The organism is Hymenobacter telluris (assembly GCF_017313265.1).
Taxonomy (GTDB): domain Bacteria; phylum Bacteroidota; class Bacteroidia; order Cytophagales; family Hymenobacteraceae; genus Hymenobacter; species Hymenobacter telluris.
Map to the genome: position 1 here is coordinate 121,216 of NZ_JAFLQZ010000010.1, position 16,670 is coordinate 137,885.

Consider the following 16,670-nt stretch of genomic DNA (forward strand, 5'->3'; position numbering starts at 1 on the left):
CAGTTATTATGGCTACTTATCTATGTATTTTCCCGGGTTTGCAGAGAAGGGCCTGGTGCTAAATTTCAGCTTATCAGAGCATTTAGGGCACAATTTCACTTCGCAGACAATAATTATTGAACCTCTTTTGATTTCCCAGATAAATCCACAAAAAAAACCATCTGATTATATCAGATGGTTTTCCTTTTTAGCATTTCTTTGCTATTCCGGCAATCAGCTAGCGGCCTTCCCGCATCAGCCGCTCGATGTCCGCTACCTCCAGCGGAATGTTCTTCATCAGGTCGTCGTTGCCGGAAGCGGTGATAAGGATGTCGTTTTCGAGGCGGATACCGAGACCCTCTTCCCGGATGTAAATACCGGGCTCACAGGTGTACACCATACCGGGCTCAAACACCCGATACTTGGCGCCCACGTCGTGCACATCGAGGCCCAGGTAGTGGCTGGTGCCGTGCATGAAGTACTTTTTGTAGAGCGGCGCAGCGGGGTCCTGGTTTTTCACGTCCGACTCGTTCAGCAAATCCAGCTTGATAAGCTCCTGCTCCATGGTGCGGCCCACGGCGGCGTGGTACTCTTCAATCTGGTTGCCGGCCACCAGGTTGGCGGTGGCAGTTTTCATAACGCGCAGCACGGCCTCGTACACGTCGCGCTGGCGCTTGGTGAAGGTGCCATTCACGGGGATGGAGCGCGACAGGTCGGCGGCGTAGTTGGCAAACTCGGCCCCGAAATCCATCAGCAGCACGTCGCCATCTTTGCATTCCCGGTCGTTGCTGACGTAGTGCAGGATGCAGGCATTGGCGCCCGAGGCAATGATGCTGCCGTAGGCCGGGCCGCGGGAGCCGTGGCGTAGAAACTCGTGGAAAATTTCGGCCTCGATTTCGTATTCCATTACGCCGGGCTTCACAAAACCCAGCAAGCGCCGAAACGCCTTGTCGGTGATGTCGGCGGCGCGGCGCATCAGCCGGATTTCCTCGGCGCTCTTGATGGCCCGTAGCTGGTGCAGCAGCGGCGCGGCACGGCGGTAGGTGTGCAGCGGGTACGCCTCCCGAATCCATTTGATGAAGCGGGCGTCGCGGGTTTCCACTTCCACCACGGCCCGAATGTGCTCATTGGAGTTCAGGAACACGTTTTCGGCCTCGTTCATCAGGGCCGGCAGCACCGACTTGAACGAGTCCAGCCACATGATAGTAGGCACGCCGGATTGGGCGCGGGCTTCGTCCTTGGTGAGCTTGTAGCCTTCCCACACCAGAATATGCTCGCTGGTTTCCTTCAGAAACAGGATTTCGCGGTACTGCGGCAGCACGGCATCGGGGAAAATCACGAGGATGCTTTCTTCCTGGTCGACGCCCGACAGATAGAACAGGTCGTTGTTCTGGCGGAAGGCCATGGTGCCGTCGGCGTTGGTCGGCATAATGTCGTTGGAGTGGAAAATAGCCAACGAGGCCGGCGGCAGCAACTGGGTGAAGCGGCGGCGGTTTTCAATGAACAGTTCGGGAGCAATGGAGCCGTAGCGCATGAGCGAGACTTGGTAAAGACAGAAAAAGCGCACCGGAGGCGCCGGCCGCAAGTTAGAAGTTTGGCTGGACTGCCGAACAAGTTTCCGAGGTAACTACCTAAGCCTAGTTGCCGTGTGCCCCGGTAGTAAAGAGCAAGGCCTGAAAGCGAATGGCAGCGGGTTGCGTACTTTTGCCGCCCGCTTCTTTTCTGTGCGCTTGTATGTCTGCTGCGTCTTCCAAGGCTATTCTGCTTATCCAAACCGCCTTCATCGGCGACGTTATTCTGGCCACGGCCTTGCTGGATTACCTGCACCAAACCGAGCCCACTACCCCCGTGGATTTTCTGGTGCGCAAGGGCAATGAAGGTTTGCTTAAAGGGCACCCCCATGTGCGGCAGGTACTGATTTGGGACAAGAAACAGGCGAAATACAAAGGCCTGTGGCAGCTGCTCCGGCAGATACGCGCCACCGGCTATGGTCGGGTGGTAACGTTGCAGCGGTTTGCGTCCACGGGCTTCCTGACGGCCTTTTCAGGCGCGCCGGAACGCATCGGCTTCGACAAGAACCCGTTTGCCTGGAACTTCACCCGCACCCAGCCCCACGTTATCGGCGACGGGGTGCACGAGGTAACGCGCAACCTGCACCTGCTCGACCCCACCTACGAGGGCCCGGTAGTAGCGCCGCGCCTCTACCCCACTCCCACCGATGAAGCCGCCGCCGCGCCGTACGCCGCCGACGGCCCTTACCTGTGCATTGCGCCTACCTCGGTGTGGTTTACCAAGCAGTTTCCGCAGGAACAGTGGCTGAAGCTGCTGGCCGCTTTGCCCCCACGCTACCGAGTGTATCTGCTGGGCGGCCCGCCCGACGTGGCCGACTGCGCGGCGCTGATACAGGCCAGTTCCCACCCCAACATCGTGAACCTGGCTGGTAAACTGTCGTTGCTGGCTTCGGCGGCTTTGATGCGCGGGGCGGTTTTGAACTACGTCAACGATTCGGCGCCCATGCATTTGTGCTCGGCGGTGGGTGCGCCCACCTGCGCCGTGTACTGCTCCACGGTGCCGGCATTTGGGTTCGGGCCGCTGAGTCCGTTTGCGCGGATAGTGGAAATTCCGGAGCCGCTGGCATGCCGGCCGTGCGGGCTGCACGGCTACCGCAAGTGCCCGCTGGGCCATTTCCGCTGCGCTTACGGCATCGAAACCGCGCAACTACTGGCCGTGCTGGCCGAGGCGGAAATGGCGAAGGGTGAGATGGTGAAATAGTGAGTTGACGTTCCGCTTACGCCACTTGCGCAGACTAGCGCCTCCTGAACATGAAACTCACCATTTCACAATTTCACCACCTCACCAATAAGTACCTTTGTTGTTCTTGGAAACCCAATTGCCTGGCTTAGTGGTTATACACGACCGGGACTAGCAAGCCAAGACCCTACGTCCCCACGACCCCAAGTCCCCTTACATGTCTGATTACGACTTATACGAGTTGCCCAACGGTATTCGGGTGTTGCATAAGCAAGTGCTACACACCAAAATTGCCCACCTGGGTTTTCTGCTCGATATTGGCTCCCGCGACGAGAAGCCGGCCCAGCAGGGCTTGGCGCACTTTTGGGAGCATATGGCCTTCAAAGGCACCGAAAAGCGCAAAAGCTTCCACATTCTCAACCGCCTCGAAACTGTGGGCGGCGAGCTGAACGCCTATACCACCAAGGAGAAAATCTGCTTCTACGCGTCCTTGCTCAGCACCCATTTCGAGCGGGCCTTCGAGCTACTCACCGACCTCACGTTCAACTCGGTGTTCCCGGAAAAGGAAATCGAGAAGGAGCGCGGCGTGATTCTGGAGGAAATGGCCATGTACGAGGACGCACCCGAAGACGCCATTATCGACGATTTCGACGACGTGGTATTCGGGCAGCATTCCTTGGGGCACAACATTCTGGGCACACGGGAAAGCGTCAGCAGCTTTCAGCAGCCGGATTTCCGGCAGTTCCTGACCGAGAATATCCGCACCGACCGGCTGGTGTTCAGCTCGGTGAGCAACCTGCCGTTCAAGGAAGTGAAGCGCCTCGCCGACAAGTTTCTGGCGCCGCTGCCGGCGCGGCTCGGAGTGCGGCCCCGCACGGCTTTCAGCGGCCATCAGCGCCTCGACAAGCTGGAACGCAAGCCTATTTCGCAGGCGCACTGCCTGATTGGCGGGCCCGCCTACGCCATCAACGACCCGCGCCGGATTCCGTTTTTCATGCTCAGCAACATCCTGGGTGGCCCCGGCATGAACTCGCGCCTCAACCTGGGCATCCGCGAGAAATACGGCCTCGTGTACACCATCGACGCCACCTACTCGCCCTACACCGATACGGGCCTGTTCGGGGTGTATTTCGGCACCGAGAAAAAGCAGGTAAACCGGACGCTGGCCTTGGTGCAGAAGGAGCTGAAGCGCCTACGCGAGCAGGCCCTGGGTACCGCGCAGCTGCACACTTCCAAAGAGCAGCTGATGGGCCAGATGGCCATGGCCGAGGAAAGCAACGGCGGCATGATGCAGCTGCTGGCCAAAAGCACCCTCGACATCGGCCGGGTGGAATCCATCAACGAAATCTTCGATAGGGTGCGCGCCGTCACAGCCTCCGAGCTTCTGGACCTCGCCAACGACATCTTCCGCGACGACAACCTGAGCGTATTGCAATACGTGCCGGAATAAGTGGTGAGTTGGTGAAGTAGTGAAATGGTGAGTTTGACGTGCTCTTTTACCGACTGCCCGTATTGTATAAGTCACGCAACAGGAGAAAAACTCACCATTTCACCACCTCACTATCTCACCTTTCATGCGCGTTTTCGGCCACGTAGGCACCTACCGCCCCGGTGATTTATTTGCGAATCGGCTGGAGTTGAGCTTAACGGGGTTGCACAAGCCACGCCGGGCCGGCGTTAGTGGCACCCAAGCCGAAGGGGCCGACTCCATTGTACTGGCCGGTGCCTACGAAGATGATGCGTTCAGTGAAGACGAAATTATTTACTCGGGCAGTGGCGGGCGCGACTTGCAAAGCGGCAGGCAAGTAACCGACCAGGAAATGACCGGCCGCAACTTGGCCCTGCGCCGCAGCCAGGAAACCGGCCAGCCCGTGCGGGTTTTCCAACGCGTAGCGCACGAGGAGGGCGAGAAGTTTCGCTACGAAGGGCTCTACCGCGTAATCAGCCATGAGTTTGTGAGGGGCAAAGCCGGCTATCAGGTTTTCTTGTTCAGGCTGGTACCGGACCTCACCCCCTAGCCCCCTCTCCGAAAGAGAGGGGGAACTAGTTTTTAGACTCTAATTCTATGTACCGCTAGTTCTAGAAAACTAGCAGCTAGTTCCCCCTCTCTTTTAGAGAGGGGGCTAGGGGGTGAGGTCCACGCCTGCTTACTTTTGCCTGATGTCCGACGACGAAACCCAACGCTACGCCGACCAGCACACCAGCCCGGAGCCACCATTGCTGGCGCAACTCAACCGCGAAACGCACGTGCAAATGCTGTACGCCCGCATGCTGTCGGGGCACGCGCAGGGGCGGTTGCTGAGCATGATTAGCCACATGGTACGGCCCCGGCGCGTACTAGAGCTGGGCACCTTCACGGGCTACGCGGCGCTGTGCCTGGCGGAGGGCTTGGCCCCCGGTGGCGAATTGCACACTGTTGAGTTTAACCCCGAATTGGAAACCCGAATCCGGCGCTACATAGCAGCGGCGGGCCTGGAAGAAAAACTGCATCTGCACATCGGGGCGGCAGCGGCGGTAGTGCCTACACTAGGCGGAATGTGGGATTTGGTGTTCATCGACGCCGATAAAATCAACAACGACACGTATTACGAGCTGGTGCTGCCGCAGGTGAGAGCAGGAGGGTTCGTGCTCATCGACAATGTACTTTGGGGAGGTAAAGTCTTAAGCTCCCACCCCCTAAAACCTTCCGATAAAGATACCCGCGCCGTCCGCGCCTTCAACGACAAAGTGCAGGCCGACCCACGAGTGGAAAACGTGTTTTTGCCCCTGCGCGACGGTTTGCTGCTGGTGCGCAAGCTGGGCTGAATGGTCCTGTAGCCTATTAAAATAGGGTCTTGGCCTTACCGTAGCGGCAGCCCCGGCCTACCGGCGCGCGTCCATGCTGCAACTCCTGCAACTTAAAAAATGGCGTAATCTGCCCCCAACGAATTAAACGTTCGGGGCGCGTTTGCGTCTATGCCTGAGCGAACCTCTATTTCTTACTGATGCATCAACGATTTTTACTATTTTTTTTCCTGCTTATCACGAGTAGCGGGGTTGCGCGGGCGCAGCAGACCAGCTCCATTAGCGGACGTATTCTGGACGGGGCCAACCAGTCGCCGCTGATTGGGGCCAACGTGCTGGTGCGCAGCTTGGCCGCCGATTCCACCAAGAACGGCGCGGCGGCAGATACCGAGGGTAATTTCACGGTTTCCGGGCTGAAAACCGGGCGCTACGAACTAACGATTTCATTTTTGGGCTACCAAACGGTGAAGCGTCAACTCACGCTTACCAGCCAGCCGCTGGCCCTGGGCACCCTGCCGCTGAGCACGGGCGGCGTTACGCTGAAAGGCGTGGAAGTGGTGGGCAAAGCCGCGGCCGCCATCCAGAAAGGCGACACCTCGCAGTTCAATGCGGGTTCCTACAAAACCAACCCCGACGCCAACGCCCAGGACCTTATCACCAAAATGCCCGGCGTAACCGTGGACCCTACCACTGGCAAGGTGCAGGCGCAGGGCGAGCAGGTTCGGCGGGTGCTGGTGGATGGTAAGGAGTTTTTCGGCGACGACCCCGACGCGGTGCTCAAGAACATTCCGGCCGAAATTATCGACAAGATTCAGGTGTACGACCGGGCTTCCGACCAAGCGCAGTTCACTGGTTTCGATGATGGCAACCAGCAGAAAACCATCAACATTGTGACCAAGCCGCAGTTCCGCACCGGCAAGTTTGGGCGGGTGCTAGCTGGCTACGGCCCCAAGGACGACCGGTACCGGGTCAGCGGCAACATCAACTCATTCAAGGGCAAGGAGCGCATATCGTTGGTGGCCCAGAGCAACAACATCAACGAGCAGAACTTTGGGAGTGAAGACTTGCTGGGCGTGAGTGGCGGCGGAGGCCGCGGCGGCCGTGGCGGCGGGGGTGGCAATGCCGGCGACTTTTCGGTAGGCCAGTCGGGTGGGATTTCCACTACGCACGCGCTGGGTTTGAACTACTCCAACTCCTGGGGCAAAAACACCGACGTAACGAGCAGCTACTTCTTCAACCTCAGCGACAACACCGCCCGTACCAGTTTGCTGCGGCGCTACGTATCCCCCACCGACCGGCCCCTGGACCAGCGCTACAGTGAAAACTCGCTGGCGACCAGCCGCAACATCAACAACCGCTTCAACGTGCGCTTGGAGCACCGTTTCGATTCGGTGAACTCCATTATCTGGCAGCCGCGGCTGTCGGTGCAGCGCAACACCAGCAACAGCTTGCTCGACGGGCGCACGTATCAGGTGAGCGAGGGCGAGCCGGATTTCACGCAGGGCAGCAACAACAGCAGCTACCGCTCGGCCAACACCGGCATCAACGCCTCCAACCAGTTGCTGTACCGCCACCGGTTTGCCAAGCGCGGACGCACGTTTTCGCTCGGCCTGAACACCAACTACAACACCCGCGACGGCGACAACACCTTGCTTTCCAGCACGGTATCCACCCGCGACTCGGTGACTAACACCAACACACTCAACCAGTTTTCCAAGCTCGACCAAACCGGCTGGGCCTGGAACGGCACCCTCAACTACACCGAGCCCCTCAGCCAGTTCAGCCAGTTGCAGGCCGAGTACCGGGTGTCGTACACGCCCAACGATTCCGACAAGCGCACCTACAACTACGCACCGGGCGAAGAAGCTTACACCATTCTCAACGACACGCTCAGCAGCGTGTTTCAGAGCAGCTACCTCACCAACGCTGGCGGCCTCACGTACCGCTACCAGAACAAGGAGCTGCAATGGATGGTGGGTGCCTCGGTACAACACGCCCACTTGCGTAGCGACCAGGAATACCCGCGGGCCGCCCTTACGGAACGCTCGTTCCTGAACGTACTGCCCAACGCCATGCTGCGCTACAACTTTTCGCGGCAGCAGAACCTGCGCCTCAATTACCGCATGAACACCCAGTCGCCTAGCATCAACCAGTTGCAGGAAGTGGTGAACAACTCCAATCCGTTGCAGCTCACCACCGGCAACCCCAACCTGCGCCAGTCCAACCAGCACAGCCTGAATATTCGCTATTCGTCGGCGGTGCCCGAAAAGTCCACCTCGTTCTTTGTGGCCCTGAATGGCTCGCTCACCGACCAGTACATCACCAACAGCACCATTTACGCCACCAACGAGCCCATTGAAGTAGGCGGCGTGGTAATTCCGGTGGGCGGCCAGCTGACGCGGCCCGTGAACCTGGACCAGCAATATTCGCTCCGCTCGTTTGCCAACTACAGCTTGCCGCTGGCCTTCATGAAGTCCAACCTCAACCTGAACGGCAACATCAGCTATTCGCAAACGCCCGGCCTGGTATTCGAGCAGTTGAACTACAGCCGCACCCCGTCTGGGGGCCTGGGCGTGGTGTTAAGCAGCAACATCAGCCCCGAGTTGGACTTCACTATTTCGTCGAATTCCAACCAGAACTACATCCGCAACACCTTGCAGCGGCAGCTCAACCGCCAGTACTTCCGGCAGAACACCTCGTTGCGCCTGTCCTGGATTGTGGCCAAGGGCATTACGCTGCAATCCAACATCAACCATCAGTATTACAGCGGGTTGTCGGCGGGATACAACCAAACCACGCTGCTGTGGAATGCGTCGTTGGGCAAGAAGTTTATGGCCCGCCAGCAGGCCGAGCTGAAGCTGTACGCCTTCGACCTGCTGGGCCGCAACAACAACATTCAGGTGAACACCACCGCGGCGTACACCGAGGATGTGCAAACCAATATCCTGCAACGCTACCTGATGCTGATGTTCACCTACAACATTCGGAGCTACAGCGGCAACAACCGCAACGGCGCCCTGCCCGAAGAAGCCCCAACCGAGCAGCGGCAGCGGCGCAACGGCGGCTTCCGGCCCGAAGGCGGCGGCTTCGACCGGCCCGGCGGGGGCGGTGGTTTTGGCCCGCCCGGTGGGGGTATGTAGTGCTTCTGGCAAGCGCCCGGCCTTAGTAGGCCGGGCGCTTGTGGTTTACGGGAAAGGCCTTTTACCGTGGAATACTGCCATTTCCCCCATTTTTCGCCTACTTTGTAGCGTTGGAGCCTGGTGGGCAACCATACCGCAGCCAGGGTTCCGCTCTTCCCTGACCATGAAACAATTCTTTTTCACGCTCCTGTGCTGCTGGCCGCTGCTAGCCGATGCCCAGAGCGTACCGGTTCCGGCCGAGCTGGATTTTGCGGGCCTGCACCTGCGCTTAACCGATGGCGGGCGCAAAGCCGTGCAGCAGAAAGTGGATGCCTTGCGCAGTCATCCCAATTCGTTTCAGGCGCGCGTCAACCTGGCCGATGCCTACTTCCCCATCATTGACAGGGTATTGCAGGAAGAAGCCGTGCCGCTGGATTTCCGCTACCTGGCCGTGCAGGAAAGCGGCTTGCAGGGCGAGGCCCAAAGCATTCATGATGCCGTAGGCTATTGGCAGTTCAAGCGCGAAACCGCGCAGGATTACGGTTTGCTCATCAATGATGCCGTGGATGAGCGCAAGCACATTGTAGCCGCTACCCACGCCGCTGCCAAGTACCTGAAACGCAACAACAACACCCTGCACAACTGGGTGGATGCCCTGCTGAGCTACAACCTGGGCGCGGGCGGCGTGAAATCCTACACTCTGCCCACTGATTTTGACGCCACGGAAATGGAGATTTCCGAGCGGACCCACCAGTACGTGCTGACCATGCTGGCGCACAAAGTGGCGTATGAGCCCGCCGTAGGCCACAACCCCAAGCCGCCGCTCACCTTCCAGGAGTTTCCGGCCCCGGCGGGCTTTACCCTAGTGAGCATTGCCCAAACCCTACAAACCGACGGCGCCGAAATGGCCCGCCACAACCGCTGGCTCCTTACTCCCACCATTCCGTCCGATAAAATCTACACGATTATCGTACCGATAGTGGATGGTATTCAGCTCACGGCCATGGCGGCGCAGCAGAAGAACGCCACCGCGGGCCAGTTGCTCAACAAACCCCAGACGGATCCGCAGAACGCCGATTACGTGCGCGTGAATGGCATTCGGGCGCTGGTAGCCTTGCCCGGCGACACCAAGGAAAGCCTGGCCAAGCGGGCAGGCCTGAAGGTGCGCAAGTTCATGCAGTTCAACGACCTGTTTGCCTTCGACAACATTGTGGTGGGGCAGCCCTACTTCGTGCAAAAGAAGCGCGACAAAGCGGCCGCCGAATACCACGTGGCGCAGCCCGGCGAGAGTGTGGCTATGGTGTCGCAGAAATATGGCATTCGGGCGAAGGCCATCTGGAGCAAGAACCGCATGCCGCGCAACGAAGAGTTGCGGCCGGGCCGCGTGCTGTGGCTCCAGCATACCCGCCCCCGCGACGTGGCCATTGAATACGCCAATAGCACCGACACCAACGCCCTGGCCGCCTTTGAACGGCCGGTTAACACCCCGGCTGCCCGGCCGCAGCCAGCTCCCGTGGCACCAGCTCCCAAAAAGGCTCGCCCCAACGAAGTAGAGCCGTACCGCGGCCAAACGGCTGGTGCCGCCCGCGTGCTGGAAGACGCTGTAGAAATACCTGACACGCTGGCTACCACGCAGGGCCTCGTCACGCAGCCCGACAGTGCCACCGATGCCACCACGGAAAACCTGAACGAGCTGCCGCCCGCGCCGGAGCCAGCCCCTAAGCCAGCTACGCCGCGTACCGTTTACGCCCCCCGCCCCGTTAAGAAAGACTCGGTAGCCTCAACCCCGGTAGCCGACGAGCCACTGACGCCGGAGGTAGCGGCTACCCCCTCCCCTGCTGCGCCAGTTAAACCAGCTCCTAAGCCAGTAGCTACCACGCCGGCCGCGCCAAAACCAACGGTTCCCGTGGCGGCCAAACCGGCTGCACCGGCACCCGCCACTCCCGCTCCGGCCGTTACGAAGCCTGCGCCAGCCCCGTATGCAGTGCCGGTTAGCCGGGCCGAGGCCCTGCCGGCCAATGGGCTGCACATTGTGCAAGCCAAGGAAGGCCTGTATTCAGTGGCCCGCCTTTACGGCCTGCGCCCCGCCGACCTTATTGCGTGGAACAATCTGCCGGAAAACCCCTCGTTGCGCATCGGCCAGACGTTGCGCCTCACTGCACCAGCGGGCACTCCGGCGGCCGCCCCGGTTACTACGCCCAAACCGACTACAGTCGCCCCCGCTCCTAATGCGACGCCTAAACCAGCCGCTACGGTTACTCCCGCTACGCCAGCACCGCAAGCGGCTTCTATCAGCTACACGGTAGGGGCCGGCGAGTCGATGTACGCCATTTCCAAGAAGTACGGCGTCACCATCAAGCAGATTATGGAGTGGAACAACAAGCCCGATTTCAGCGTGCGGCCCGGCGAGGTCTTGGTTATTAAGCCCACCAAGCAGCCGTAGTACTTCGCATATTTCTTCTAAAACAAAGAAGGCAGCCATTGTGGCTGCCTTCTTTGTTTTAAAGTATTGTCTTATCTAAGATACTTATGCCGCTAGTCGCTCGGCGGCCACAGCTACTGGCACAATGCGTTGCGTCCGGGTCTTGAGCATGGTGATGATTTCGGCATCGGAGGCGTAACGGTTGCCCAGGTTTACAAAATGACGGGCCAGCAGGTCGTAGCGGCGGGTCATGAGGTAGGCGAAGATGTGCAGGAAGTGAATACCGTCGAACACAATGGCATCGTTCTGTGCGTACTGGTCCACGGTTTTCAGGAAGTGCGCGGGGTGTTCGGTCCAGTGCATGGCCGGCTTGAGGTGGTGGCTGATGTGGTAGCCGTCGTTCCAGCACTTGTGGTTGTACTTGGTGTTGATGCACGTCACGCTGTTGGTGTAGCAGTTGCCAGGGTTGCGGGCGTCAATAAACGAGTGCTGGCTCCAGTTACCCAGCATCATCACTACCCGGGCCACCACCACCGGCAGCACCAGCACCGCCAGCGTGGCCGGCAAATTCACGAAGACCAGCACCACGCACGCCACCAAGTACACCACTTCGCCGCGTAGCAACCGGTGCCGCAGCTTGGGCTTCTGGTTGCGGGTGAAATATTGAACCAGCCGCGGAATACCTACCAGAAAAAACCCTCCCAGATACCGCCCGAAGCTGGCCAATGAATCGCGCTGGTAGTCCATGGTTGAGCTTTCGTCGCCTTCCAGGTTGTTCTCGGGATGGTGCATGCCCAAATGGTGCGTAAAGTAGGTTTCTGGCGTTTGCCCAAACAGCGGCCCAATCACCCACGGAATGTAGTGGTTGAGTTGGGCATACTTCTTTTTGAACAGGATGCGGTGGCTGGTGCAGTGCAGCATCAGCCCAAACGGCCCTTTGAAGTAAAACGTGGTCAGGAACATGTACACGCCCAGCGCGCCCCACCACAGGCGGTTATCAAGGCCAGGCCAAAACAGCAGGGCCACCAGCGGCAGCAACGTGACGGATATTTCCAGAATCAAGCGCACAAACGGCAAATCACGCTTGTCCTGAATGAAGCGAAGTAGAAACCGCGAAGGATAGGAAAGCGCAGCAGATTCGGTGTACCCCGGGTCTGTGAGGGCGGCAAGGGTTTTCATAGATGAACGATGACCAGCAAGGCTGGTCGTGGGTGATGCAGAAGCTAAATAGAAAACCCGGAGATAAGTATGTAACTCCAGAAGCTGCCAACCTTCTGCATACCGCTAACTATCAAGCACCTAGAATAAAATATAAAAAACTCGTGGAGGGTTGCTGCTAGTTGCATTCAACACCGCTCTGGGTTTGAAGCACATACCCGAGCTACGCAAGGTAAGCAGTTTGTAACCAACGAAGTTCCGCTGGCACTCCAGATGCCGGAATTTTCTGGCTGCTCCGAGCGCACAGCCACTCACTTGCAGCCGCTGTTACCAGCGGCGCCTGTAAAACGGCCACCTTCACTTGTTCGTATTCCCAGCTCTGCTCTTGCCAGGCCGCCCGGCCGCGCCACCCACTCCGCTTTGTGCTGCTAACCGCTGGCCCACCTTTCTGGCTCACTGAAAAAGGCGTAGCACACCACTACGCTACACCTTCGGGTCCGACCGAGTTGGGAAGTACCTCCTGCCCAAGCGGCCCTTAGGGCTAACTTATTCAGCTCCAAAAAGGACGGCCTATATAGCCGTCCTTTTCTTTATGATACGCCAAAATCCGTTGCCGCGCAATATTTCCCGGCCACTCATTCGTGGGTAACTTTACCTTATACAATGCTGAATCACGAATGCCGGACGTTGCGGTAGCAGCCATCCGAAAACTCATAACTCAGCATTCAGAAGTCATAATTTGCCCCGCGCTATGCCCGTTTTCTCGCACCTGCACTCCCACACGCAATACTCTCTTCTTGATGGCCAGGCCAGCATTTCGGCCCTCATGAAAAAGGCCCAGGCCGATGGGATGCCGGCCGTAGCCCTCACCGACCACGGCAATATGTTCGGGGCCTTCAACTTCGTGGCCGAAGCCAACAAGTACAACGTGAAGCCGATTGTGGGCTGCGAGTTCTACATGGTGGAAGACCGCCACAAAAAGGCCTTTAGCCGCGAGAAAGGCGAGCGGGACAAACGCTACCACCAGCTGCTGCTGGCCAAAGATCAGGCCGGCTACCACAACCTCGCCAAGCTCTGCTCGATGAGCTTCATCGAGGGCGTGTACTCGAAATTCCCGCGCATCGACAAGGAAATTCTGCTCAAGTACCACGAAGGCCTGATTGCCACCTCGTGTTGCATCGGGGCCGAGATTCCGCAGGCCATCCTGTTCGAGAGTGAGGCCAAAGCTGAGGAGTTGCTGAAGTGGTGGCTCGACGTGTTCGGGGAAGATTACTACATCGAGATTCAGCGGCACGGGCTGATGAACTTCGACGGTACCGGCAAAAGCCAGGAAGACGTGAACCAGGTGTTGCTGGGTTTGGCCAAGAAGTACAACGTGAAGGTCATCTGCACCAACGACTCGCACTACGTCGACCAGACCGACTTCGCGCCGCACGATATTCTGCTGTGCGTGAACACCGGCGAAGAGCACAGCATCCCGGTGGGCGACTTCCAGACCCAGTATTTCCGCATGATTTCGCAGGACAACAAGGTGCTCTACGACCACCTCGACAACCTGCGGCCCCTCTCCGGCCAGGACGCCAGCATCCGGCGCCAGCTTCAGCGCATTGACGAGGAAGCGCAGGGCCCGCGGCCCCGGGCCCGGTTCGGCTTCGCCAACGACCAGTTCTACTTCAAGACCCAGGAGGAGATGAACGCGCTGTTCAGTGACGTGCCGGAAAGCGTGGACAACACCAACGAAATTGTTGACAAAATCACCCCGCCCAAGCTCCAGCGCGACATTCTGCTGCCCAACTTCCCGCTGCCGGCCGAGCACCCCACCGCCGACGCTTTCCTGCGTTACCTCACCTTCAAGGGCGCTTTTGAGGGCGAGAAGCGCCGCTATTCCGAGCGCACCCCCGAAATCGAGGAGCGGCTGGACTACGAGCTGCGCGTGATTGAGACGATGGGGTTTGCGGGCTACTTCCTCATCACCCAGGACTTCATCAACCACGGGCGCAACATTGGCGTGGCCGTGGGGCCGGGCCGGGGTTCGGCGGCTGGTTCGGCGGTGGCCTACTGCATCGGCATCACCAACATCGACCCGATTAAGTACTCGCTGCTGTTCGAGCGGTTCCTGAACCCGGAGCGCGTGTCGATGCCCGATATTGACATCGACTTCGACGACGTGAACCGTCAGAAAGTCATTGACTACGTGGTGGATAAGTACGGCAAAACCCAGGTGGCCCAGATTATCACCTTCGGTACCATGGCCGCCAAGTCCAGCATCAAGGACGTGGCGCGGGCCATGGATTTGCCGCTGCCCGTGGCCAACGACCTGGTGAAGATGGTGCCCGACCAGGTGGGCACCACGCTCCAGAAAGCCTTTGCTGAGAATCAGGAGTTGGATATGATTCGGCGCGACGATGCGCCCGACAACCTGCGCGGTCAGATTCTGCGCCTCGCCGAGAAGCTGGAAGGCTCGGTCCGGAACACCGGCATCCACGCGGCCGGCGTCATCATCGCCCCCGACGACATCACCAAGTACATTCCCGTTTCCACCTCCAAAGACTCGGACCTGCTCGTTACGCAGTTTGATGGCAAGGTGATTGAGAGTGCCGGGATGCTCAAAATGGACTTCCTTGGTCTGAAAACCCTGACCATTATCGTCGATGCCATTAACCTCATCAAGCAAAACCACGGCGTTGAAATCGACATCGACGAAATTCCGATTGACGACCAGAAAACCTACGAGCTCTACCAGCGCGGCGACACCATCGGCACGTTCCAGTTTGAATCCGAGGGCATGCGCATGTACCTCAAGGACCTCAAGCCCACCAACATCGAGGACCTGATTGCCATGAACGCCCTGTACCGGCCCGGCCCGATGCAGTTCATCCCGAACTTCATCAACCGCAAGCACGGCCGCGAAACCGTGGACTACCCGCACGAACTGCTGGAACCCATCCTGAACTACTCGCAGGGCATCATGGTGTACCAGGAGCAGATTATGCAGACGGCCCAGATTCTGGCCGGCTACTCGCTCGGCGGCGCCGACTTGCTGCGCCGCGCCATGGGTAAGAAGGACATGAAGAAGATGGCTCTGGAGCGGGAGAAGTTCTGCGAAGGCGCCGAGAAGCTGCACGGCATCAAGGCCAAGAAAGCCAACGAGGTGTTCGACGTAATGGAGAAGTTTGCGGCCTACGGCTTCAACCGCTCCCACTCCGCCGCCTACTCGGTGGTGGCCTACCAGACCGGCTACCTCAAGGCCCACTACCCTGCCGAGTACATGGCCGCGGTGCTCACCAACAACATGGGCGACATCAAAAAGGTGACGTTCTTTATTGAGGAAGCCCGCAAGCAAGGCGTGGCCGTACTCGGGCCCGACGTCAACGAATCCATCCTGAAGTTCAACGTGAACAAGCAGGGCCAGATTCGTTTCGGGATGGCCGCCGTGAAAGGGGCCGGTGAAGCTGCGGTGGAGGAAATCGTGCAGGAGCGCACCAAAGGCGGGGCGTACGGCGACATTTTCGATTTCTCGCGCCGCGTGAGTTTGCGGGCTGTGAACAAGAAAACCTTTGAAAGCCTGGCCCAGGCCGGGGCCTTCGACTCGTTTGAGCGTTACCACCGCCGCCAGTTCATGGAGGCCCCTTCCGGCGACCAGAACCTGATTGAGAAGGCCATGAAAGTGGGCCAGCAGCACCAGGCGGCCAAAGAATCGGCCCAGCAAAGCCTGTTCGGTGGCGGCGGCGGCATGATGGCCATTCCGATGCCCAAAATCCAGGACATGGAGCCTTGGAGCCCCACCGAGAAGCTGCGCCGCGAGAAAGAAGTGGTGGGTTTCTACCTCTCGGGCCACCCGCTTGACGACTTCAAGCTGGAAATCGACTCGTACTGCACCTGCGGCCTCGACAAGATTGAGAACTACAAGAACCGGGATATTTCGGTGGCCGGGCTGATTTCCAACGTGCAGTTCAAGACCACCAAAACCGGCCACCCGTTCGTGAGCTTCAACGTGGAAGACTACGAATCGAGCTTGAACCTAGCTTTATTCCGCGACGACTACTCGAAGTTCTCGCCCATGATTAACCCCCGCAACTACGACAAAGAGCAGGTGCCGCCCATGTTCATCCGCGGCAAGTTCCAGCAGCGTTTCCGCGACTCCGACCAGTTCGAGTTCAAGATCATGACCATGGAGCCCCTGTTCCATGTGGCTGAAAAACTCTCCAACGGCGTGCGGGTACAGCTCGATTTGCGCACCATCACCGAGCCCTTCATGGACCGGTTTATGGCGGCCGTAGAAGAAAGCCAAGGCAGCAAGAAGCTGGAAATCAAGTTTGCGGAGCCGCACGAGCACTTGGCCGTGGACACCTACTCGCGCCGCTACCGCATCGAGCCGAAAGCCTTCATTGCCCGGATGCGGGAAATGGAAATCGACGCCTGCCAGCTGATTTAGTAGCAGAGGTATTGCCTTGAAG

At 58.8% G+C, this 16,670-nt stretch carries 9 protein-coding genes; 7 read left to right on the top strand and 2 right to left on the bottom strand.

The window, feature by feature from the left end:
- Positions 1 to 217 precede the first annotated feature (217 nt).
- The gene (locus J0X19_RS15320) at positions 218 to 1,513 is read right to left on the bottom strand and encodes an aminopeptidase P N-terminal domain-containing protein (RefSeq protein WP_206985261.1); all 1,296 of its coding nucleotides are present in this window, start codon (positions 1,511 to 1,513) and stop codon (positions 218 to 220) included.
- A 200-nt stretch (positions 1,514 to 1,713) separates the two neighbouring features.
- On the opposite strand from J0X19_RS15320, the gene J0X19_RS15325 reads away from it, so the two are divergent.
- From J0X19_RS15325 to J0X19_RS15350, 6 genes are all read left to right on the top strand, one after another.
- Positions 1,714 to 2,751, top strand: coding sequence for a glycosyltransferase family 9 protein (locus tag J0X19_RS15325; protein WP_206985262.1), 1,038 nt, complete (start codon positions 1,714 to 1,716; stop codon positions 2,749 to 2,751).
- Between the two features lie 196 nt (positions 2,752 to 2,947).
- Complete coding sequence (locus J0X19_RS15330; RefSeq protein ID WP_206985263.1) at positions 2,948 to 4,180, top strand: M16 family metallopeptidase; 1,233 nt, start codon at positions 2,948 to 2,950, stop codon at positions 4,178 to 4,180.
- 124 nt (positions 4,181 to 4,304) lie between these two features.
- A complete protein-coding gene (locus J0X19_RS15335) occupies positions 4,305 to 4,748 on the top strand; it encodes a YDG/SRA domain-containing protein (protein ID WP_206985264.1) in 444 nt (147 codons plus the stop codon).
- 142 nt (positions 4,749 to 4,890) lie between these two features.
- Positions 4,891 to 5,535: an O-methyltransferase gene (locus J0X19_RS15340; protein WP_206985265.1), complete on the top strand. Its 645-nt coding sequence runs from the start codon at positions 4,891 to 4,893 to the stop codon at positions 5,533 to 5,535.
- A 179-nt stretch (positions 5,536 to 5,714) separates the two neighbouring features.
- Positions 5,715 to 8,654, top strand: a complete 2,940-nt coding sequence (locus J0X19_RS15345; RefSeq protein ID WP_206985266.1) for a TonB-dependent receptor — start codon at positions 5,715 to 5,717, stop codon at positions 8,652 to 8,654.
- A gap of 163 nt (positions 8,655 to 8,817) precedes the next feature.
- A complete protein-coding gene (locus J0X19_RS15350; RefSeq protein WP_206985267.1) occupies positions 8,818 to 11,076 on the top strand; it encodes a LysM peptidoglycan-binding domain-containing protein in 2,259 nt (752 codons plus the stop codon).
- 84 nt (positions 11,077 to 11,160) lie between these two features.
- On the opposite strand, the gene J0X19_RS15355 is transcribed toward J0X19_RS15350, so the two are convergent.
- On the bottom strand, positions 11,161 to 12,234 hold the full coding sequence (locus tag J0X19_RS15355; protein WP_206985268.1) for a fatty acid desaturase family protein: 1,074 nt from the start codon (positions 12,232 to 12,234) through the stop codon (positions 11,161 to 11,163).
- Positions 12,235 to 12,964: 730 nt separating this feature from the next.
- On the opposite strand from J0X19_RS15355, the gene dnaE reads away from it, so the two are divergent.
- On the top strand, positions 12,965 to 16,648 hold the full coding sequence (dnaE, locus tag J0X19_RS15360) for a DNA polymerase III subunit alpha (RefSeq protein WP_206985269.1): 3,684 nt from the start codon (positions 12,965 to 12,967) through the stop codon (positions 16,646 to 16,648).
- Positions 16,649 to 16,670 lie beyond the last annotated feature (22 nt).